At 65.1% G+C, this 19,177-nt stretch carries 21 protein-coding genes; 10 read left to right on the top strand and 11 right to left on the bottom strand.

Features of this window, described 5'->3' with window-relative positions; translation table 11 throughout:
* Positions 1-58: 58 nt before the first annotated feature.
* The 3 genes from VGV07_RS25085 to VGV07_RS25075 all read left to right on the top strand — a co-directional run bounded on the left by VGV07_RS25085 (position 59) and on the right by VGV07_RS25075 (position 3,920).
* Complete coding sequence (locus VGV07_RS25085; RefSeq protein WP_326871462.1) at positions 59-1,246, top strand: cell surface protein; 1,188 nt, start codon at positions 59-61, stop codon at positions 1,244-1,246.
* Between the two features lie 24 nt (positions 1,247-1,270).
* The gene (locus tag VGV07_RS25080; protein WP_326871461.1) at positions 1,271-2,212 is read left to right on the top strand and encodes a DUF6384 family protein; all 942 of its coding nucleotides are present in this window, start codon (positions 1,271-1,273) and stop codon (positions 2,210-2,212) included.
* A 148-nt stretch (positions 2,213-2,360) separates the two neighbouring features.
* The gene (locus VGV07_RS25075; protein ID WP_326871460.1) at positions 2,361-3,920 is read left to right on the top strand and encodes a hypothetical protein; all 1,560 of its coding nucleotides are present in this window, start codon (positions 2,361-2,363) and stop codon (positions 3,918-3,920) included.
* A gap of 212 nt (positions 3,921-4,132) precedes the next feature.
* Here VGV07_RS25075 and VGV07_RS25070 read toward each other — a convergent pair whose 3' ends face one another.
* Positions 4,133-4,822 (bottom strand): NUDIX hydrolase, encoded by a 690-nt coding sequence (locus VGV07_RS25070; RefSeq protein ID WP_326871465.1) that lies wholly within the window; start codon positions 4,820-4,822, stop codon positions 4,133-4,135.
* Between the two features lie 118 nt (positions 4,823-4,940).
* Between VGV07_RS25070 and VGV07_RS25065 the strand changes: the two genes are divergently transcribed.
* Entirely contained in the window at positions 4,941-5,960 is a 1,020-nt protein-coding gene (locus tag VGV07_RS25065) for an SPFH domain-containing protein (RefSeq protein WP_326871459.1), read from the top strand.
* A gap of 5 nt (positions 5,961-5,965) precedes the next feature.
* A complete protein-coding gene (locus tag VGV07_RS25060; RefSeq protein WP_326871464.1) occupies positions 5,966-6,898 on the top strand; it encodes a sugar kinase in 933 nt (310 codons plus the stop codon).
* 341 nt (positions 6,899-7,239) lie between these two features.
* Here the strand turns inward: VGV07_RS25060 and VGV07_RS25055 are convergent, their stop codons facing one another.
* Complete coding sequence (locus tag VGV07_RS25055) at positions 7,240-7,917, bottom strand: TetR/AcrR family transcriptional regulator (RefSeq protein ID WP_326871458.1); 678 nt, start codon at positions 7,915-7,917, stop codon at positions 7,240-7,242.
* Positions 7,918-8,111: 194 nt separating this feature from the next.
* Here VGV07_RS25055 and VGV07_RS25050 point away from each other — a divergent pair, with 194 nt between their 5' ends.
* On the top strand, positions 8,112-8,594 hold the full coding sequence (locus VGV07_RS25050) for a RidA family protein (protein WP_326871457.1): 483 nt from the start codon (positions 8,112-8,114) through the stop codon (positions 8,592-8,594).
* 134 nt (positions 8,595-8,728) lie between these two features.
* Here the strand turns inward: VGV07_RS25050 and VGV07_RS25045 are convergent, their stop codons facing one another.
* Together VGV07_RS25045 and VGV07_RS25040 are read right to left on the bottom strand one after the other, a co-directional pair.
* On the bottom strand, positions 8,729-9,316 hold the full coding sequence (locus tag VGV07_RS25045) for a hypothetical protein (RefSeq protein ID WP_326871456.1): 588 nt from the start codon (positions 9,314-9,316) through the stop codon (positions 8,729-8,731).
* Between the two features lie 294 nt (positions 9,317-9,610).
* Positions 9,611-10,444, bottom strand: a complete 834-nt coding sequence (locus tag VGV07_RS25040; protein ID WP_326871455.1) for an alpha/beta hydrolase — start codon at positions 10,442-10,444, stop codon at positions 9,611-9,613.
* Positions 10,445-10,604: 160 nt separating this feature from the next.
* Here VGV07_RS25040 and VGV07_RS25035 point away from each other — a divergent pair, with 160 nt between their 5' ends.
* A complete protein-coding gene (locus VGV07_RS25035) occupies positions 10,605-11,063 on the top strand; it encodes a MarR family transcriptional regulator (protein ID WP_326871454.1) in 459 nt (152 codons plus the stop codon).
* A gap of 240 nt (positions 11,064-11,303) precedes the next feature.
* Here the strand turns inward: VGV07_RS25035 and VGV07_RS25030 are convergent, their stop codons facing one another.
* The 3 genes from VGV07_RS25030 to VGV07_RS25020 form a co-directional block, all read right to left on the bottom strand.
* Positions 11,304-12,665, bottom strand: a complete 1,362-nt coding sequence (locus tag VGV07_RS25030) for a metallophosphoesterase (protein ID WP_326871453.1) — start codon at positions 12,663-12,665, stop codon at positions 11,304-11,306.
* A 78-nt stretch (positions 12,666-12,743) separates the two neighbouring features.
* The gene (gene fabA, locus VGV07_RS25025) at positions 12,744-13,292 is read right to left on the bottom strand and encodes a bifunctional 3-hydroxydecanoyl-ACP dehydratase/trans-2-decenoyl-ACP isomerase (protein ID WP_326871452.1); all 549 of its coding nucleotides are present in this window, start codon (positions 13,290-13,292) and stop codon (positions 12,744-12,746) included.
* A gap of 15 nt (positions 13,293-13,307) precedes the next feature.
* Positions 13,308-13,880, bottom strand: a complete 573-nt coding sequence (locus tag VGV07_RS25020; protein WP_326871451.1) for a TetR/AcrR family transcriptional regulator — start codon at positions 13,878-13,880, stop codon at positions 13,308-13,310.
* 214 nt (positions 13,881-14,094) lie between these two features.
* Here VGV07_RS25020 and VGV07_RS25015 point away from each other — a divergent pair, with 214 nt between their 5' ends.
* The gene (locus tag VGV07_RS25015; protein WP_326871450.1) at positions 14,095-14,841 is read left to right on the top strand and encodes a phosphotransferase enzyme family protein; all 747 of its coding nucleotides are present in this window, start codon (positions 14,095-14,097) and stop codon (positions 14,839-14,841) included.
* A gap of 44 nt (positions 14,842-14,885) precedes the next feature.
* Positions 14,886-15,281: a hypothetical protein gene (locus tag VGV07_RS25010; protein ID WP_326871449.1), complete on the top strand. Its 396-nt coding sequence runs from the start codon at positions 14,886-14,888 to the stop codon at positions 15,279-15,281.
* Positions 15,282-15,558: 277 nt separating this feature from the next.
* On the opposite strand, the gene VGV07_RS25005 is transcribed toward VGV07_RS25010, so the two are convergent.
* Positions 15,559-16,380 carry an MBL fold metallo-hydrolase gene (locus VGV07_RS25005; RefSeq protein ID WP_326871448.1) on the bottom strand — a complete coding sequence of 274 codons (822 nt, stop codon included), beginning with the start codon at positions 16,378-16,380 and terminating at the stop codon, positions 15,559-15,561.
* A 26-nt stretch (positions 16,381-16,406) separates the two neighbouring features.
* Complete coding sequence (locus VGV07_RS25000; protein ID WP_326871447.1) at positions 16,407-16,937, bottom strand: dihydrofolate reductase family protein; 531 nt, start codon at positions 16,935-16,937, stop codon at positions 16,407-16,409.
* Between the two features lie 124 nt (positions 16,938-17,061).
* On the opposite strand from VGV07_RS25000, the gene VGV07_RS24995 reads away from it, so the two are divergent.
* Positions 17,062-17,544: a helix-turn-helix domain-containing protein gene (locus tag VGV07_RS24995; RefSeq protein WP_326871446.1), complete on the top strand. Its 483-nt coding sequence runs from the start codon at positions 17,062-17,064 to the stop codon at positions 17,542-17,544.
* 175 nt (positions 17,545-17,719) lie between these two features.
* Here VGV07_RS24995 and VGV07_RS24990 read toward each other — a convergent pair whose 3' ends face one another.
* Together VGV07_RS24990 and VGV07_RS24985 are read right to left on the bottom strand one after the other, a co-directional pair.
* Positions 17,720-18,628, bottom strand: a complete 909-nt coding sequence (locus VGV07_RS24990; RefSeq protein ID WP_326871445.1) for a transporter — start codon at positions 18,626-18,628, stop codon at positions 17,720-17,722.
* Positions 18,629-18,904: 276 nt separating this feature from the next.
* Positions 18,905-19,117, bottom strand: a complete 213-nt coding sequence (locus VGV07_RS24985) for a hypothetical protein (protein ID WP_326871444.1) — start codon at positions 19,115-19,117, stop codon at positions 18,905-18,907.
* Positions 19,118-19,177 lie beyond the last annotated feature (60 nt).

Genomic DNA, 19,177 nt, shown 5'->3' with positions numbered 1-19,177 from the left:
ACGCCGAGAACGTGAATCATGTCACCCCAAGGTGACCGATAGAGGGAAACGCATCCAAATGGCCACTGAAGTGATGGAAAAGCCCCTGCAGTATCTCGACAAGGCGATGGGGGCGATCAAGCAGCTCGGCATTTGGCCCGAACAGGCCGGCGAGCAGCCGATCACCGGGTTGCTCAACGAGATCACCGGGCTCGACGAGAACAAGGTCATTCTGATCGGCCGTACGCTGACGCAGGCAAGCGCTTTTAACGAAGTGGTGCGCAGCCAGGTCGCGGCGATGAATGTCGGCGAGCGTTACGAAGACATCACCAATGGCTTCAACTCGATCCGCGACGATGCCAAGGGCATGGTCGACCAGCTCGACGACGGCAAGCTCGACCTGATGGAGCGCGTCTCCAACGTGTGGATGAAGGTCAGCCGCGGCGATATCGCCTCGCGCTTCGACAAGATCCGCAACATCTATCTCGACGTCTCCAAGGAGACCAAAAACCAGGTCGACCGCGAGCACACGATCCTCGAAGCCTATCGCGATTTCCGTGGTGCGCTGAAGCAGTCCGAAGTGATGGCGCTGGAACTGCTCGACGTCGCCACCCAGAAGCTCGAAGACAAGAAAACCACGTTGAAGGCGGCGGGCGATGCACTTGCGGCGTTCACCGAGGGCACGCCGGCCGATCGGGCAAAGCTGGAGATGGATCGCGACGAGAAGCTGCGCGACCTGCAGAACGAAGAGCGTCGCTACCAGATCGCCAAGGACCTGAGCGACAACCTCACCATCTCCTACTCGACCTCGGAAGTGGTGATGGCGCGGCTGATGCAGACGACGCAGGCCAAGGAGCGCGTGTACCAGCAGGCGATCTCGTTCTTTTCGACCAACGAGACGGTGTTCACCGCGCTCAGCGCGTCGTTCACGGGGCTGTTCGGCCTGCATGAATCGACCGAGACGCTGAACGCCATGAAGGAAGGCATGTCCAAGAGCCTCGAAACGCTCTCGGAGATCGGCGACCGGGTGGGCGAAGCTGCGGTGAAGGCCGGTTACGGCCCGACCATCCGCGCCGACGCGGTCAAGAAGCTGGTCGACTCGGTGGTGACCTTCCAGGAGAAATCGCGCGTCATCATCAACGAGATGCGCGAAGCGGCGACCAAGAACTCGGCCGAGATCCGCGACGCGGTGGAGGACGGCAAACGCCGCCTCGCCCAGCTGGCTGCCGATGGCAACGCGCTGATCCTCGAAGAGAAGAAGGCCTAATTTGGAGCGCAAACGGGCTCGAACATGAGCACGACGACGGCGACTGCCGAGAAGGCCCCGCTGGACGAGGTCATGCTGGCGATGGACGTGGTCGACACGCTCCGTCACCGGCAGGATCTGGTCGAACGCGAACTCGCGGGCGATGCCCGCGAGAAGCAACTGATCGAGAAGCTGCGCGAAATCTACCATCAGCAGGGCATCGAGGTGACCGACGCAGTGCTCATGGCGGGCGTCAAAGCGCTCGATGAGAGCCGCTTCGTCTACACCCCGCCCAAGCCGAGTTTTGGGGTCAGTCTCGCCAAACTCTATGTCGGCCGCAAGAAATGGGGCCCGGCGGCGCTGGCCATTGCGCTGGTCCTGGTGGTCGGTCTGGGCGGCTACTTCTTTGCCTACCGGCCGTACCAGGAGGCGCAGGTCGAAGGCGCGCGGATCGAGCTCAGCGAGAAGCTCCCGGCGCAAATGGATGCGCTGTACCAGACCATCTTCGAAGAGACCAAGGTTCAGCAGGCCGTCACCGAGGCCGAGCAGTTGCGGGTGCGCGGCAAGACCGCCGCCGCCGAAGGCAACCGCGATGGCGCCGAGCAGGCGATCGCCTCGCTCACCGGGCTCAGAGACCAGTTGCGGCAGGAATATCAGCTGAGGATCGTCAATCGCGAGGGGGTGAAGACCGGGTTCTGGACCTTCCCCGAGATCAACACCGCGGCGACGAACTACTATGTCGTGGTCGAGGCGATCGGTACGGACGGCAAGCCGCTGACGCTGCCGATCATCAACGAGGAAAACAGCCAGACCGAGGATGTGGCGATCTGGGGGGTGCGGGTGCCGGAAAGCACCTATCGCGCGGTGGAGAGCGACAAGAAGGACGACGGCATCGTGGAGCGCAGCACGCTGGCGGTGAAGGAGTTCGGCTATCTTGAGCCCAATTACGTCATGCCGGTGCTAGGTGGAGCTGTAACACGGTGGTGAGAACCTGCACATCGACGCTACTGCGCCGGCCAACTGGCACGGAGACCCTGCGCTTGCGGTGCTCACGAATTGGCATACGCTCCGCTCCGGTTCTCGGGCGCTCCGCACCATTTGACGCGGCACAGCCAGTCACTGCGCAGGTTCTCTCATGAGCCTGTCAGGCCCGGAAGCCCTGCGTTCGCTCGACGAGGCGCTGCGCGACATCCGCCGCGAGGAGGATGAGATCGCCAAGCGCCTGGCGCGTTCGGCCGAGCTCGTTACCAAGTTCAAGGAAACCGAAAGCGAGCTGCTGCGACAGCTGGCCGAAGTGCGACTCGACCCGGCCTCCCAGGCGGCGCTGGCCGGCCGGCTCAGCCAGGCCGAGGTGAAGGCGCGCGAGATGCTCAGCCGGCATGGAGCCGAACTCAGCGCTGCGGAAGACGAACTCAAGGGGCTCGACAAGCAGATTGCGGCGTTGGCCAAGGAGCGGACCGAGCAGGCTGCAGCGGCGGAGCGGGCACAGGCCGAGCTGAAGGCACTGGCCGACCGGGTGGCCGTGGAAGCGGTGAAGAACCCCGAATATGCCGAGAAACGCCGGGCGGCCGAGCAACTGGCGCATGTCGCCGACGAGAGCCTGCGCAAGACCCAGCAGGCCGAGTCCGACCGCGAACAGAAGGGCAAGCCCTACCGCGACGACCCGCTGTTCATGTACCTGTGGGAACGCGGCTTCGGCACCAAGAACTACCGCGAGAACAACCTGATCCAGTATTTCGACAGCCTGATCGCCGGGCTGGTCGGCTTCCCCGAGGCGCGGGCGAATTTCGCCATGCTGAACGAGATTCCGATGCGGCTGCGCGAACATGCAGACCGTCAGCAGCAGATCGCGGCGGCCGCCGGTGCTGAGGTCACCAAGCTCGAGAAGGCCGCCGTGGATGCGGCCGGGGGGCGGCCGACGCGCGAACTATTGGAGAAAGCCGAAGCGCGGATTGCGGCGATCGACGAGGAGATGGTCGGGGCCGAGGACAAGCGCGACGAGCGCGCCCGGGCACAGCGCGAGCTGGCGCAGGGCAGCGATCCGGCATTCAGCGCGGCGGTGAGCGGGCTGGCCGAAGCCCTGGGCCGCGAGGACATCCAGACGCTGCTCGCCGAAGCGCGCGTCACCGAGACCGGGCAGGACGACACCATCGTCAAGCAGATCGACGAATCGCGGCAGCGCGCCGCTGAAGAAGATGGAGACAGCCGCGAGCAGAAAGCCCGGCTGAAGACGTTGGCCGCCCGGCGGCGCGAACTCGAGGACATCCAGTACGAGTTCAAGAAGCAGAACTTTGACAACCCGCGCTCGACCTTCCGCGAAGACAAGCTGGTGGGCGACCTGCTGAACGACTTCCTGCGCGGCGGCATCACGGCGGCCGACTACTGGGGCCAATGGCGGCGCAGCCAGAACTGGACCGGCGGGGTGCAACCGCAGCAACAGCGGCAGGATTCGCCATGGGGTGGCAGCAACAATAGCGGCGGCGGCTTCAGCTGGCCGGACTCGAGCTTCGGCGGAGGCGCCTCGGGCGGCCGTCGCGACGGCGGCTTCGGCGGCAGCTGGGGCCGGCTGCCGGGCGGTGGTGGCGGCTTTGGCGGTGGTGGCGGCAGCTCGGGTGGCGGCGGCTTCTCGCGCCCGCGCACCGGCTCGAGCGGCAACCGGACCAGCGGCGGCTTCAAGACCGGCGGCGGGTTCTAGAGCATTTGCCGTTTCATCTCGGGCGATGCAAGGCGTCTCTAGCCCATGCCGACGTCATTCCCGCGCAGGCGGCGAACCCAGAGGGAAGTCGCGGCGCTGGTAGTGGCCGAAGCATCCAGCGGGTCCCCGCCTCCGCGGGGATGACGCCGGTGGGAACTCGAGGTCGAGCAAACCTATTATCCGGATGCAACCTGGTGCCGAAGGCGCTCCAGCTAAAGCGCGCGGTCGAACAGCGTTGTGTGCCTGGCGCGCTTCAGCCGGTACAACTGGGCCGGGCGATTGCTGGCCCGGCGCATCTCGCCGGTGATCGGCTCCACGAAATCTGCTTCGGCGATGCGCTTGCGGAAGGCGGATTTTTCCAGAGCACGGCCAAGGATCCCCTCATAGACAGCCTGCAACTCACCGAGGGTGAAGGCTTCGGGGAGCAGGTGCGCCGGGAGGGTTGAATACCCGACCTTGCTGCGCAGGCGGTCCAGCGCCGCGCCGAGGATATCGCGATGATCGAAAGCCAATGAGACCTTGGTATCGGCCTGGAACCATTGCGCCTCAGTGGTACCGGCGCCGCTGCGTAGCGTGACGCGATCAGCGAGTATCAGCGCCATGTAGACGACGCTGAGGCTCCAGCCGCGCGGATCCCGTGTGGCGCCGCCGAAGCTCGCCAGCTGCTCGAGGTAAGGCGTTTCGACGCCGGTCTTGTCGCTGAGCACGCGACGCGCTGCGGCTTCGAGATCGGCATCCACATCGGCATGGACAAAACCGCCCGGCAGCGCCCAGTCGCCGACGAATGGCGGGTTGGCCCGGCGGGCGAGGAGCACGTCCAGCCGCCTATCGGACTGGGCAAAGATCACCAGATCGACTGAAGCGATCGGCCGAGGAAACTCGGGTTCATCAGGGTTTTCCATCGTCAAGCGATACCACCTCAAGGCCTTAGTGTGAAGTGACACCTAACTTAGTTGACTTTTCACACTAAGTGGCTATGGTGTCGTCATTCCCCGGTTCCGGGACCAACAGGAGAGGCCGATGTTCGGGTTTCGCTACATCAAGACTGAGCCGACGCAGTATGTGATCCAGTACCGGAATGGTCGGCCCGTGCGGGAAGGGGCGGGACATGCCTTCTGGTACTTCGCCCCCTCGACCTCGGTCGTCGTGGTGCCGACAGCCAGCGTCAACGAGCCGTTCATCTTCCCCGAGATCACTGCCGACTTCCAGGAAGTGACGGTACAGGGCCAGGTGACGTTCCGGATCGCCGATCCGCAGCGCACGGCGGCGCTGCTCAACTTCGCGCTCGATCACAAGCACAGCTATGCCTCGGAAGATCCCGGCAAGCTGAGCCAGCGACTGATCGACGAGGTCCAGGTGGTGATGCGCGCTGAAGTGCGGGCGCTGCGGCTGACGGATGTGCTCGGCTCGGGGGAGACGCTGGTGCAGCAGGTCAGCCAGCAATTGCGGGATCGCCCGACCTTGGGCGCGCTCGGCGTCGAAGTGCTCGGCCTATCGCTGCTGGCGGTCAAGCCGAAGGCCGAAACGTCGAAGGCGCTGGAGGCGGAAGCGCGCGAGGCGCTGCTGCGGCGGGCAGACGAAGCGATTTACGCCCGGCGTAACGCGGCAGTGGAGCACGAACGCACCATTCGTGAGAACGAGCTCGCGACTGAAATCGCGGTCGAGAACAAGAAGCGTCAGGTGCGCGAGGCTCAGATGGAGGCCGAGCGCAGCGTGCAGGAGCGCCGGTTGCAGATAGAGAGCGAGGAGATGACCGGCCGGATCGGCCTCGAACAGCAGAACCGCGAACTCGTCGGTCTCGCCTCGATCAATGCGCGTGAAGAGGCCGATGCCAAGGCCTATGGCCTGAAGACGATGATGGCGGCGTTCGGCGATGCCGATCCCAAGCTGCTGCAGGCACTTGCCTCGGTGGGGATGGAGCCCGGCCAGTTGATGGCGCTTGCGTTCCGTGATTTGGCGGACAATGCCAGCAAGATCGGCCAGCTCAATGTGACGCCGGACCTGCTCAAGGAAATCCTGCAGCCGCGGGAAGCAGCGTGATCGTCATGGCAAGCAGCGAGGATCGGAAGATCATCCTGATCGTGCGGCAGACCCGGCTCGACGAGTTGATCGCCCGGTTCAACACGGTGCAACAGGCGCAGTTCTACGTGGAGCACTTGGGTGCGAACTTCGGCGACTATGTGCGAGAGCAGCAGCAGTATCGCGCCGCGGTGCTGGAGGCCGAGCAGGGGCTGCGTCCGTTCGGTCGTGTGCAAAAGGTCGACCGCCGCTACCTCGGCAACTTCATCTTCGGGGACGACGACCTCGTGGTCGTCCTCGGCCAGGATGGGCTGGTGGCGAACACCCTGAAGTATCTGGACGGCCAGCATGTGCTCGGGGTGAACCCTGACGCAGCACGTTGGGACGGCGTCCTGCTGCCGTTCCGGCCGGGCGACCTGCACAAGGTCGTGCCGGAGGAACTGGCCGGGCGGCGGCGGCTCAGTGCCGTGACCATGGCGCGGGCGACGCTGAATACCGGAGCCTCGCTCTATGCGGTCAACGACCTGTTCATCGGGCCGCGCAGCCACGTCTCAGCGCGCTACGAGTTGAATGTCGGCGGGATGCGCGAGCGACAGTCGTCGAGTGGCATCATTGTTTCGACCGGGATGGGCTCGACCGGGTGGCTGAGTAGCCTGTACGCTGGGTGGACCGGTGCGGCGCTGGCGTTTGGAATCGAGCCGCCACCGTTCGATCCGAAGTTTGCCTGGGACGCTGGGTTCCTCCAGTATTTCGTGCGGGAACCGTTTCCCAGCCGCACCACCGGCACGTCACTGGTGGCCGGCAGGATCGATGAACGAGCATCGATAGTGATCGCATCGGAAATGGCAGAGCATGGGGTCATCTTCAGTGATGGCATCGAGGCCGACTTCCTCGAGTTCAATGCCGGAACGCGCGCCACCATCGCAATTGCGGATCGCCAAGGAATCCTGGTCACATGACGATCGAGAGCCCCAGCCCCTCAGAACGCGAAGGTCACCGTCGCGAGGGTGGCATTGCCCTCGAAGCGGTTGACGGCGTTGAACTCCTGGCAGTGGCGCATCGAGTTGCAGCTTGCTCTTCCCCTCGATCCAGGTGAAGGCACAGCCGGCATCGATCGTCGGGCGGTTGTGGCCTGTGCTGGGCGAGAACCCGGCTCGTAGGTGCCGCTCGGCAGCAGTGCCGAGATGTAGGTGGTGAGAATGAAGCTGCCTCAGACCAGCCGACCTGCGCCTTGAGCCAGGTATCGAGCTGGCCCCAGCCGGCGGAGAGCTTGGCATCGAATTCGGACGGGCAGCTAGTATCAGCGCTTTGGGGTCAGCCCGTCGAGCAATAGATCCAGGCCCTTCCTGAACGCGCCGTCCCAATCGCTGTCGAGCAGCAGGCGGGAGCGATCGATGCTGGGGTAGCGTTCAGCGCGTTCGGTGAGACGGCGTTGCGCGGCTGCGAGGTCATCGGCGGAGCGGTCAAAGCTGCCGCGGGTGATGGTGGCGCCCATCACGTAGTTCCAGACCGACCAGATAGCGACGTTCAGGTCGGCATCGGCGACGCCGGCGCGCGACAGGGTCTGGCTCAGCAGTTCGAGGCGTCCCAGCATGCTCGGTCCCAGCGCGCGGCGCGGCAACAGTGCGGCCGACCAGGGATGGCGCAGCATGGCGGCGCGCCAATCCTCGAGCATATGGACGACATTGGCGCGCCACTCGCGGGCCTCGACGGCGGGCGGGCTGTAGGCGAGCACGGCGTCCAGCGCCAGGTCGAACACCTCCTCCTTGTTTCCCACGTGCCAATAGAGGCTCATCGCGCCGGCGCTGAGCTGATCGGCCAGCCGGCGCATCGACAGGCCATCCACCCCCTGGGTATCGAGCAGCTCCACGGCCGCGGCGACGATGCGCTCCAAGGAGAGCGGCGGGCCGCCCGAGGCGGTCGCTGCGCCGGTGCTGCGCGAGCGCCTCGGTGGGGCGCCGCTGGGTTTGGCTGGCATGTGGTCCTCGCTCTCGATCTGCCGATCTAGGCCGGCACAACCACAAATGTCGACCCTGCCGGATTGACTCGTACGTCGTACGATGCCACGTTCTCGTACACCGTACGATTCAGTCGTAAGGTGAAATCGATCAACGCTCAACCCCCTGTCGGCCCGTGAAACCCTCGCGGATCCGCGGAGCTACGAGAAACACCATGTCACGCACACTCACCCGGCTGCTTATCGGAGGGCTATTCATCATGACCGCAGGCGCATTCACAGCAACGATGGCGAACGAAACCAGGCTCAGCATCGTCAACCCGCCGAAGCTCGGCGATCCTGCCCCGAACGGTTACAGCACCGCAGTGATCGTTCCTGCGGGGGCGCGGATCGCCTACATTTCGGGTCAGGGCGGGCAGGACAGCACCGGCGGCCTGTCACCCGATTTTGCCGCGCAGGTAAAGCAGGCCTATGCCAACCTCGGTGCAGCGCTGGAGGGGATCGGGGCCAAGCCGGACCAGGTGGCCAAGCTGACTATTTTGGTCGTCGATCACGACATGCAGAAACTCGGTGCGCTGACCGAGAACGTCAAGGCGATGTTCGGCGACAGGCTGCCGGCACAAACGCTGGTGCCGGTGCCCAAACTGGCGATCGATCCGATGCTGTTCGAGGTCGAGGCGATCGTGGTGCTGGAGTAGGCGGCGAAGTCGGCGGCAGGCTCAGCCTGTCGCACGCACGCTCGCTCGACCGGGCGAAGTCGGATCGGAGATCATCGCCCCGGAGGCCAACAAACCTGCCGTCAAAGGTCCGGGCTGAACTGCCCTATGACGCTCTAGCCGGAATGCCCGGCGCAGGGTGGGACATCCTTGATCGGGGCGCTGGCGAGGACGCTCGAAAGCGGCTGGTTGCTGAGCAGCGGGGCGAGACCGGGCACACCGGGCAGGGCGATGAGGGCGGAGACCGTGGTCTTGCCCGGATCGAGCGGCTCGGTGCGGCAGAGTTTCGGGCTGAGCGAAATGGCGAGAGCGTTGTTGCCGGCCGGCAGGGTTCTGGCCCAGGCCTGAGCTTCGCGGATCGCCTGTTTGTCCGGATCGGAAAACCCGAACAGGTAGTAGTTCCGCTCGTCCGACGGCGGGGGGAGCGTCCCGGCAAGATCGCCCGCATCGGCCGCAACCAGCGTCGCCTTGATGTGGCGCTCGCCGTTCGACGGCGTGGTGACGTCGAAGCTGATGGTCGAAGCCCCTTGAACCGGCTCCAGCGAGGGCGGCAGGTCGAGGGCGAGCAGCAGGCTCGCCACATCGTCGTTGAGGTAGTCGAGACCACGAAGCTTGGTGGCGGTGCCGAGGGGAATCGAGGAACAGGCCGCGAGAGCGACGAGCGCCAGGACGGCAGCTGCAATACGGGTGGTCCGGCGGATCAACTTCCCCTCCCCTGCCCTCAGGGCGATACCTCGTCCCTCAGGGCGATACCTCGGAGCGAATGACGATGGGTACGAGATTCCCGGGCGTGGGGGAATGGTGTGCTGGCGGACCTGGTTCGGTGTCCCACCCTCGATGCGAAAACTGGGACCCATTTCACAGTTCGCGCCAGCGGCGGTTTGGGGCCCAGCTTTCGCTGGGATGACACCGGTGAGCAGGAACGAATGTGCCCTCCCTTGAATACGAAAGGTCCCTCAGACACGCTGAGGGGCCTTTCCAGGAGAGCCACCGAACACTCAATGGATCGACGGCGCGGCGGTCACTTCGTTGGCCCAGTCGAGGGCGTAGTGTGCGACCTCTTCCCAGCCCTTTTCGCCGGCGAGGAAGTGCGAGCGATCGGCGAACTGGTGGAAGTCGGTACGGGCCGCGGACTTCTTCTGGATGTTGAAGATCGCCTTGGCGAGATACGGGGTGACGGTGCGGTCATGTTCGGCCGAGATCACCAGTAACGGCTGCTTCCGGGCCTTGACCTTCACCGCGGTGCCGAGCATGCCGGCGGCCTGGTAGAAAATGTTGGTCGGCGTGGGCACGACATAATCGTCGTAGGCGGCCTGCTGGTCGGCGGCATTGAGCGTGTTAGCGAAGTTCCTGGCAAAGCCTTCGCGGGTGATGGTCTGGGTGGTGCCGGGGCCGGCGAAGATCGGTGGCAGGGCGGCAAGCAGCGAAACCGGACCGGGCAGCGCACCGGCCACCGGGCCGGGGTCCATGGCGATGCCGGCGACGCCGTAGCCGCGATCGAGCAGCAGCTGGGTGATCAGGCCGCCCATCGAGTGGCCGATGATCACCGGCTGTTCGTCGAGGCCGTCGATGATCTTGGCATAGTGATCGACGATCTTCCCAAAGGTCAGGGTGCCCAGCCGCTTGTCGGGGTGGGCGCGGAGTTCGGCCGGGTTGCCTTCGAGGTAGGGCCAGGCCGGAGCCAGGGTCTTGTAGCCCGCGGCTTCGAACACCGAGCGCAGCTTGTCCCAGCTCGAGGTGTGCATCCAGGCGCCGGTGATGAACAGCGCAGTCTTGCCCTTTGCAGCATTGGTAGCGGCAAAGGCGGCTGCGGTTTCAAGGTTCGTGGTCATTTCAATCTCCCGTTTGAATGTCTGTCGCTCATTGCGATGACGATTAAATCGCATGCGATCTAATTCGAGGCAACGCATGATCCTGCATAGCTGCCATGCATTGATCGCTTGCGATTAAATCGCATACGCTCTATATACAAGGCATGACTGGAGACATCCGATGGACAAGAAAGCGATTGCCGAGCAGCTGAAACTCGATGTGCTGCTGTGCTTTTCAGCCTATTCGCTGAGCCACGCCTTCAGCCGGTTCTACCGGCCGATGCTGGATAAGCTCGGCCTCACCTACCCGCAATTCGTGGTGATGATGGTGCTGTGGGAAAACGGCAGGATCACGATGAAGGCGCTCACCGACCTGGTGATGCTGGAATCGAACACGCTGACGCCGCTGCTCAAGAAGCTCGAGGCGGCAGGGCTGGTGAAGCGCACCCGCAACAAGGATGACGAGCGGGTGCTCGACATCGAGATCACCGAAGCGGGGCTCGCCCTCAAAGCCGATGGCCAGCTCGCCGCCGTGGACCTTGCGCTGGCCAGCGGCGAGGATCTCGGCGGGGTGATCGAGATGCAGCAACGCATGGCGAAGATGCGCGACAACGTGCGGGCGAAGCTGGAGGGTTCGTAACGTTGACCACCGTGCGCGCATGGGCAGTCGCATGTGGCGCGAACCTGCACCGGTCTGCCTTCTCCCCTCGCGGGAGAAGGTGGCCGACAGGCCGGATGAGGGGTCCGCGCAACGAAGTGTAGCGCGCTCCAAGCGAAGCGAGGAGCGACCCAGTACGCGGAGAGATACCCCTCATCCGCCCTTCGGGCACCTTCTCCCGCAAGGGGAGAAGGCCTTCGCACCACCGCCGGCGAACTCTCTCTAAGCGTTCAGCGCCTCAACGACCGTCGCCTTGACTTTGAGGTCGGGGATTTCGGTGAAGGCGAGGTCCTCGCGGCCAAAATAGGATTTCTGGTTGGTGGCCGACCAGTCGTTGCAGACGATGGTGTAGCTGGGTTTGTCGGTCAGAGCGCTGGGCGCGGCGTAGAGGAAATCCCCGGTGCGGGCGCTGAGCGGGATGTCGCCATCCTGGTTGCAACGAGCCATCAGTGCGTCGAGGGTCGGGCGGTCTACTTCGGCCTGCATCAGCTTGCCATCGAAGCGGACGACAGAATCGAAGGCATATTTGGTGACCTCGCCCGAGGGCAGGCCGGTGCCGAAGGTGGTGTGGCCGATGAAGCCGACGTCGCCGGCTCCGGCAGCAGCCAGTGCCGCGGCGGCGAAACGAGCGCTCTCGCCCAGCGTCCGGGCCTTCTCGCTGATGCCGACGATGGCGAGCTCTTCCTCGGTCAGGTGCTCGGCAAAAGTGGCGCCGATCAGCGCCGTCAGTTCCGCGTCGGCCGCGCCGTTGCGATCGACGTCTACCTGCCGCAGTGACAGGGCTCGGTCAGCGCCGATATCGACCACGGTGATCAGGCTGCTCCACGAGCCGGTATGGACGTAGCGGGTGTTGCCCTCGGCATGTTCGAGCACCAGGTGGTCATGGCCGCCGACCAGCAACGAACCATCGGCGAGGAGCGGCAGGATGCCCCGATCGGCGACGACGCCGGCATGGCTGAGAACGACATGGAGGCTCCCCTCCGGCAGGTTGCTTTCGAGGTTGGCGGTAGCCCACTCGACCGGATCGGGGATGCCGAGGTGATCGCGCGACGCCTTGGGATAGGTATTGATCGCAGCCGTGGCGATGCCGACCAGCGCGACCGGCACCGGCCCGAGATCGAGCTGGAAGCCCGGTTGCGTGTAGAGCGCGCCAGTGCGCTTGTCGGTGATGTTGCAGACCACGGTGAGCCCGGCGCGACGGGCGCGGGCGATCAGCTGGGCCAGGTCGTTGATCAGGTCGGGCTCGTGATTGCCGATATTGAGTACGGTCGGCGCCAGCCGCGACAGCCTTTCGAGCAGCTTCCAGTCGACGGCTCCCTCCGAGCGGGTCGCAACAACATTGCCGAGCTCGAAGACGTCGCCGTTGATCAGGATTGCCGCCGGCGCCGGGCTTGCCGCGATCTCGGCGGCGACGGCAGCGAGCAATCGAGCGCTGCGCTCATAGGCCGAATGGAGATCCGACAGGATGATCAGCCGCGCCGCGGGCGCCGACTGGGCGAACGCGGAGGCAGGCAGCAGGGGAAGGACCGCGGCGGAGCCGAGGAGCTGCAGGAGGTGACGGCGGGAAAGCGAAGCAAACGGCATGGCGAACCTTGGGGCTGGTTGGTGCCTGTCCGCCTACCCTGCCTTCGAGACGGCAACGTGACAATATCTGGAGCGGAGTCACGCCGCCGGCTGTTCGGAGGTGCTTCCGCCGATCAGGGTGACGCGCATATCCCTGGCGACGTAGACGCAAGACTCGTCAGCGTAAACGGTGCCATCTGCGAGACCGATCGGAAGCCTGCCGCGCCGCACCTGGCGGATGCTGACCTCGTAGCGGACGAGGCGCGTCTCGGGGGTGATCTGGCCGCGGAACTTCATCTCGCCGACGCCGACCGCCCGGCCCCTGCCGGGGAGGCCCGACCAGCCCAGCCAGAAGCCGATGATCTGCCACATGGCATCGAGCCCGAGGCAGCCGGGCATGACCGGATCACCGGGAAAGTGACAGGCGAAGAACCAGAGGTCCGGGTTGATCGCCAGCTCGGCGACGACGTGGCCCTTGCCATAGGCGCCGCCCTCACGGCTGATGGCGGTGATGCGGTCCATCATCAGCATCGGCGGGGCCGGCAGCTGGGCATTGCCAGGGCCGAGATAGCCGCCAGCCGAGGAGCGGAGCAGCTCGCTGCGGTCGTAGGCGGGCTGCGGGCGGTGAAAGTCGAACGGCATCGGCATGTGGATCTCTCGCGGTCAGCTGGCCGGGCGCAGCGCGGCGGCCATGAAGCTCCAGATCGCTTCGGTGAGCGCGTCCGGGTCGGGCCGCTTCTCCCGGGTCAGGGCACCGAGCAGCGCCTGCCGGATGCCGCCGCTCATCAGGGCGATGGTCAGCGCGGGGTCGAGGTCCGACCGAACGGTGCCATCGCGCTGCGCCGCCCGGATCATGGCTTCGCCGCCGGTGAGGGTCTGGTTGGTGAAAGCGATCTCGACGTCGAGCACCTCGGGCGACCGGCTCAGCGCTCCGATGACCAGCGGTGCAAACGGGTGGGCGCAGTGGAACGCCACGTAGGCACCGATGCGCGCCTTCTCACGCTCAGCCCAGCTGCCCATCGGAAGCGCAGCATTGTCGAAGGCCGCCGCATTCAGCTCGGCATAGAACGCTTCCACCACCGCCGCGATCAGCCCGCTCTTTGAGCCGAAGTGATGGTAGGCGAGCCCCACCGAGACCTTGGCCCGCCTCGCGACCGCCTGCATCTCGAGATGGCCGTTCCCGGCAATAAGCTCGGCCTGGGCGGCAGCGATGAGGTTTCGGCGGGTGTTGGCCATTCACATGCACTCACGAGTTTGAATTGAATTCAATTCAGCATTACGGCCTAAGTGTCAAGCTGCGAAAAGGGGGTTGACCCGAACATGGCCTCAATAGTGATTGGCGGCACGCGGACTTCGCGTCGGTCCTCGGCAGGCGCCCTGGTCGGCGTCGTTCGGGGCCAGGGCCGGGCCAGCGCCGCCCGGGTTCTTTGTATGTCGAGGGATGTTGCAAGTGGGTTGGGAAGCGCTCGGACTATGGGGAAGTGACGCGGTGCGCGTCGAGCGGCTGACCGGGGGTGTCGCCAATGACATCTGGAGCGTGCGCTTCGGCGGGCAACTGGCAGTGGCGCGGCTCGGCAAGCGGAGCGACGCCGATCTCGCCTGGGAGGCCGAGTTGCTGCAGCATCTCGACCGGAATGGCCTCACCGTGCCGGCGCCGATCCCGTCGACCGACGGGCGCCTGTTCGTCGATGGCTTGGTGGTGATGAAGTACCTGGAGGGCGGGCCGCCGCAGTCGGCGGACGACTGGCGCCGGGCGGCCGCGACGCTGCGCGAGCTGCACCGGCTGACGTCGGGCTGGCCGCAGCGGCCGGGCTGGCGCTCCTCGACCGACCTGCTGGTGGCCGACACGGGAACGCGGATCAACCTCAACGCCATGCCGGCCGAGGCGGTGGTCCGCTGCCGCGCCGCATGGGCGCGGCTTGCCGGGCGACCAATGAGCGCGGTGCACGGCGACCCCAACCCAGGCAATATCCGCATGACCGCAGACCGGGTGGCGCTGATCGACTGGGACGAGGCCCATGTCGACGTCGCCGATCTCGACCTCGACCTGCCTCATAACGCTGCCGGCTTCGAAGGCGAGGCGCAGGACATTGTCGCCCAGGCCTCAGCCGCCTGGGAGGCGGCGGTATGCTGGAAGGACGATTACGCCGTCAGGCGGCTTGCCGAAGTGCGGCCGGTGGCCGGGGTGACCGGATGAGGCCACACCCCGCCTTCAGGGACCGCTCCATCCCGGCTGTGCATGTGCTCGGCGAGGTCACGCTTCGATCACTGTCGATCGATGACCTGGAGCGAGATTTCAATGCCGTGATGGAGAGCGCGGCCTACATCAAGACCGCGAACCCAGGGTCGAGCTGGCCGGATGGCCTGACCAGAGAGAAGAACCTGATCGATCTCGCCTGGCATCAACGGGAGTTCGAGGCCCGTCGCAGTTTTGCCTGGGTGATCGAAAGCCAGGCCGGCGAATACCTCGGCTGCCTCTATGTCTACCCGTCGATTGCCGGAGAGCAGGCGGCCGACGTGGTGTGGTGGTGGCGGACGGGCGCGGTGGTTGCCGCGCTGCCGTTCCGGGAGCACTTGCTGCAGTGGCTTGCCAGCAGCGCTTGGCCAAGGCTCGATTACAGGCTGAAAGACACTTGAGGTCGAGCGAACCCTTCTAGTTCGCTGCGATGGACCGGACGAGATCGCGCAGCACCTCGCATCCCCCACCGGGTGTCATCCCAGCGCAAGCTCATACGCGCTGAGTTAGGGTCGCGCCCCACCCACCGGGTCATTCCCGCGAAAGCGGGAACCTCTGTTTTCTTGGCCTGCTGCACGATCGCAAACGAAGTTCCCCGCTTTCGCGGGGGTGACATCGAGTGTGGAGGACTTGCAGAGCCTCATTGGTGGAGCAAGCGCAGTCTAGCCGCGAGACGGCCTAGGTCTCGAACCGGAACGCCCTGCCGTCGCGGCGGATGTGGCCCGCCGTCGGGGCAGCGAAGTGGGTGCCGATGACGAGGATCGGCTGGTCGGCCCATTCGGCGAAGAGCCGCAAGCGGGTGTCGATTGCGAGCTTTGAGTCGATGTCGGCGAGCGTCCAGTCGGGGTGCGCCATCTGGCAGGGATGGTGGGTCATGTCGCCGGTGATCACAGCCCGCGCGCCATCGGACTCGATCAGCACGCTGACATGGCCCGGGGTGTGGCCATTCGAGGGGGTGAGCCGGATTTCGGGTGAGAGCACATGATCCTGCTCGACCAGTTGGACGAGTCCGGCATCGAAGATCGGCTTGATGCTGTCGGCCATCGCCGCCACCTGCTCGGCTTCGTCGATGCCCTTCCAGAACTCATACTCCTGTCGGCCGATCAGGTAGCGCGCCCGCGGGAAGGTCGGCACCCACCTGCCCGCTTCGAGCATGGTGTTCCAGCCGATATGGTCGACATCGAGATGCGTGCAGACCACCGCATCGACGCCGTCGCGCGACCAGCCCGCCTCGGTCAGTTGCGCGAGGAATGGTGTCGACAGGGCCTCGCCGCCGGTGAATTCGCGTGGCCGATCGTTGCCGACGCAGGTATCGACCACCAGCCGCAGCCCCGGCGCTTCGACCAGCAGCGCATGAACGCTGAGGTTGAGGGTGCTGTGGTCAGCGCTGACGAAGTGTGGATAGAGCCAGGGGAGCCGGCGGAGCGCCTCGGGCGTCGCCCCTGACATGAATGAGGCCGGGATCGGCAGATCCATTTCGACAATGCGGGTGATCTTCACCCGACCAACCTGCCAGCTCAGCATGGTCAGGCCGGCACGTAGGTGAGCAGGATGACGTTCTCGTCGAGCTTTTCGCTGGACTTCAGGCGCAGCGGCGGTCGCGCGGCGACGAAGAACGGATCGCCCTTACCGAGCACCACCGGGTGCAGGTAGATGCGATACTCGTCGATCAGCCCGAGCTCGGTCAGCCGGCCGGCGAGGACCGGGCCGCCAACTTCGATCTCCCCCTCATGCTCGGCCTTGAGCCCTCGCACCGCCGTTTCGAGGTCGCCGTCGATCAGCGTCGCATTGTGGCCGACCGACTTCAGCGTGCTGGAGACCACCCACTTGTGCCCGCTGCGCCAGGCCGCGGCAAAGTCGCGCTCGGCAGCGTCCCACTCGGCCTGGTCCTCATCCCAATAGCTCATGATCTCATAGAGCTTGCGACCATAGAGGCTACCGGCATTGGCCTTCGCCTGGTCGATGAAATGCCGGAACAGCACGGGGCTCGGGGCGAACGCCATGAAGTCCACATAGCCATCGAGAGACTGGTTCATTCCAAAGACGAGCTTGGCCATGAGCTGGTTCCTGTCGATCGCCGCGACCCGCCGGGGCCGCGTTCATTTGCGCCGGTCCCTGTGCTAACAGTCGGGTTCGGCTGGAAACCACCTCTATTTTGCAACCAGTTTTGCGGATGGACAGATGAATTACCGACGCGCCGGATGCCCGATCAACAACACGCTCGAGACTTTTGGCGATCGCTGGAGCCTGATCATCCTGCGCGATTCGATGTTCGGCGGCCGGCCCCGCAGCTTCCGCTCCTACCTCACCGAGAGTATCGAGGGCATCGCCTCCAACATCCTCACCGACCGGCTGAAGCGGCTGACCGCTAACGGACTGCTGACGCGCAGCCGAGACCCCCGCCACAAGCAGCGGATAGTTTACTCGCTGACGGAAAAGGCCATCGAACTGGTGCCGCTGATGGCGGTGATGGGCAGTTGGGGGCTGCGTCACACGCTGCCAGCGCCAGACCTCGCGACCGGCGCGCAGGTACTGGAAGATGGCGGACCGCAGCTCTGGAAAGAGTTCATGGACGAGCTGCGGCACATCCACCTGGGGGCGCCGCAACCCGCCGTATCGGCCTTTGCCAGGATGGAGGCGGCCTACGCAGCCGCCGCCGAGTAGAGTGTGCGCCGCCAAGTTTCGGTTGGGTCTTCCCACTGGCATCATCCCCGCGCAGGTGGGGACCCAGTGGGAACCCTCAGCTCCAGCGGGTGATGCGGCATCCCACTGGGTTCCCGCCTGCGCGGGGATGACGCCGGTGGGTGTGAGACGCCGGTCGCGCTGATGCAGCAGGTTCTCAGAACAGATAGGCTGCGGTGATCTCGAGGGCGTGCCCCGTGAGATCGGGGTCGCTGGAATAGACGGTGTGCCGATAGGTCATGCGCGTTGCGACATTCGGGCTGAGTACCAGGCCGAGCGTGGCGCCGAGCGCCAGCGTCTCCAGCCCGTCGCCTTGCGGAACGCCGTCCCACGAGGTCTCGCCGCCGGTTTCGTAGTAGCCGTCGATGGCGGCCCAGACGTTATTGCCGAAGTTGCGGGTAATGTGCCCTTCGACGCCGAAGATCGGGGCCTGGCTCACCACGTTGGCACCGGTACCAACGAAGGGATCCTCGTTGTCGCCGAAGATCACCACCACTGGCCGGATTTCGAAGGTGGTCAGCTCCGGATCGATCATGTTGTCGCCCAGCGCGTAGCTGATGGGAAGGCTGGCCTGGAACGTCCAGCGATTCTGTCCGAGGTTCACCATCCGGTTGGCATCATAGTCGCCGGTGGGCAGGAACAGCTTACCCTCGACCATGGCCTGGAAGCCCGGCTTGTGCATGGCGTAATCCATGGGGGCGAGGGCCGGCATCCCCACCAGTCCCACACCCGCGCCGAGCACCAGATCACCCTGGGCGATGCCGGTGTCGACGGTGGGGGCCAACGAGTCGAACGTCATGCCGCCGACCGGCAGTCCGATCAGCACGAAGCCGACATCGCCCATGATGTCGAAGGTCTTGCGATAGGTCGGGGTCAGCACCCCGACGTCAAGCGTGGTGTCCCCAAGTCCGAGGAGGGTGTTCTCGACATGGAGCAGGTTCAGCGCCAGGCTGATGTCGCTCGCCCCGCCCGGACGCAGGTGATAGGCCCGCGCCCCATCCCAGGCCAGCGCGCCGGAAACCATCGAAACCGATGCCAATGCCGCCATGACTATTCTTGCAAGCACGCTTCCCTCCTGTCGATCGGTCGCCGGAGCGACCGTCACAGCCGGGCAAATCAGCGCCGGCCCCCATGCGAGCAGAGTGCATGCGCATTAAAGTGGGGACAAGAATATTCTGGCCGGCCGCGTTCACATCGGTTGAAGCGTGGCACAGTATCCACAGCGCTGTTACCGGCACCAGTCCGCATCAGCTCGCCGGGCGGGGACGGACCGGATCGGTGTCACGCGACGGCGCCAAATGTCCGATAGCTGCCGGGCCCCATTTTTCGAGGGTCAGGACGGCTAGCCGGCTAGAGACAGAACCAGCAACCCAGCAGAGCCAAGCAGCACGAACAGCAGCACGGAGAGACGAACGATGTGCTTGTGCGGTGCGCCAAACAGGATCCAGCCGAGCGTCACAACGAGCGACAGGGCCAATATCGCCATACTGCCGAGCGTGATGAACTGAAGCGCTGCAGTACGCGCGCCGACCGCAGCGGCCTGACCTGGGTCCATGGTGCAAAGGCCCCCTTGTCATTCAGATGGTTGCCTCCCGCCGCGCCGGACGGATCGGGA

The sequence above is a fragment of the Devosia sp. genome (genome assembly GCF_035944845.1).
Classification (GTDB): Bacteria; Pseudomonadota; Alphaproteobacteria; order Rhizobiales; family Devosiaceae; genus Devosia_A.
The sequence above is the reverse complement of the archived record's forward strand: the minus strand, read 5'-3'. Positions and strand labels throughout refer to the sequence as shown.

Coding starts and splice junctions, on each gene's coding strand:
- VGV07_RS25085 (WP_326871462.1), top strand. CDS start 59: ATGGCCACTGAAGTGATGGAAAAGCCCCTGCAGTATCTCGACAAGGCG.
- VGV07_RS25080 (WP_326871461.1), top strand. CDS start 1,271: ATGAGCACGACGACGGCGACTGCCGAGAAGGCCCCGCTGGACGAGGTC.
- VGV07_RS25075 (WP_326871460.1), top strand. CDS start 2,361: ATGAGCCTGTCAGGCCCGGAAGCCCTGCGTTCGCTCGACGAGGCGCTG.
- VGV07_RS25070 (WP_326871465.1), bottom strand. CDS start 4,822: ATGGAAAACCCTGATGAACCCGAGTTTCCTCGGCCGATCGCTTCAGTC.
- VGV07_RS25065 (WP_326871459.1), top strand. CDS start 4,941: ATGTTCGGGTTTCGCTACATCAAGACTGAGCCGACGCAGTATGTGATC.
- VGV07_RS25060 (WP_326871464.1), top strand. CDS start 5,966: ATGGCAAGCAGCGAGGATCGGAAGATCATCCTGATCGTGCGGCAGACC.
- VGV07_RS25055 (WP_326871458.1), bottom strand. CDS start 7,917: ATGCCAGCCAAACCCAGCGGCGCCCCACCGAGGCGCTCGCGCAGCACC.
- VGV07_RS25050 (WP_326871457.1), top strand. CDS start 8,112: ATGTCACGCACACTCACCCGGCTGCTTATCGGAGGGCTATTCATCATG.
- VGV07_RS25040 (WP_326871455.1), bottom strand. CDS start 10,444: ATGACCACGAACCTTGAAACCGCAGCCGCCTTTGCCGCTACCAATGCT.
- VGV07_RS25035 (WP_326871454.1), top strand. CDS start 10,605: ATGGACAAGAAAGCGATTGCCGAGCAGCTGAAACTCGATGTGCTGCTG.
- VGV07_RS25030 (WP_326871453.1), bottom strand. CDS start 12,665: ATGCCGTTTGCTTCGCTTTCCCGCCGTCACCTCCTGCAGCTCCTCGGC.
- fabA (WP_326871452.1), bottom strand. CDS start 13,292: ATGCCGATGCCGTTCGACTTTCACCGCCCGCAGCCCGCCTACGACCGC.
- VGV07_RS25020 (WP_326871451.1), bottom strand. CDS start 13,880: ATGGCCAACACCCGCCGAAACCTCATCGCTGCCGCCCAGGCCGAGCTT.
- VGV07_RS25000 (WP_326871447.1), bottom strand. CDS start 16,937: ATGGCCAAGCTCGTCTTTGGAATGAACCAGTCTCTCGATGGCTATGTG.
- VGV07_RS24995 (WP_326871446.1), top strand. CDS start 17,062: ATGAATTACCGACGCGCCGGATGCCCGATCAACAACACGCTCGAGACT.
- VGV07_RS24985 (WP_326871444.1), bottom strand. CDS start 19,117: ATGGACCCAGGTCAGGCCGCTGCGGTCGGCGCGCGTACTGCAGCGCTT.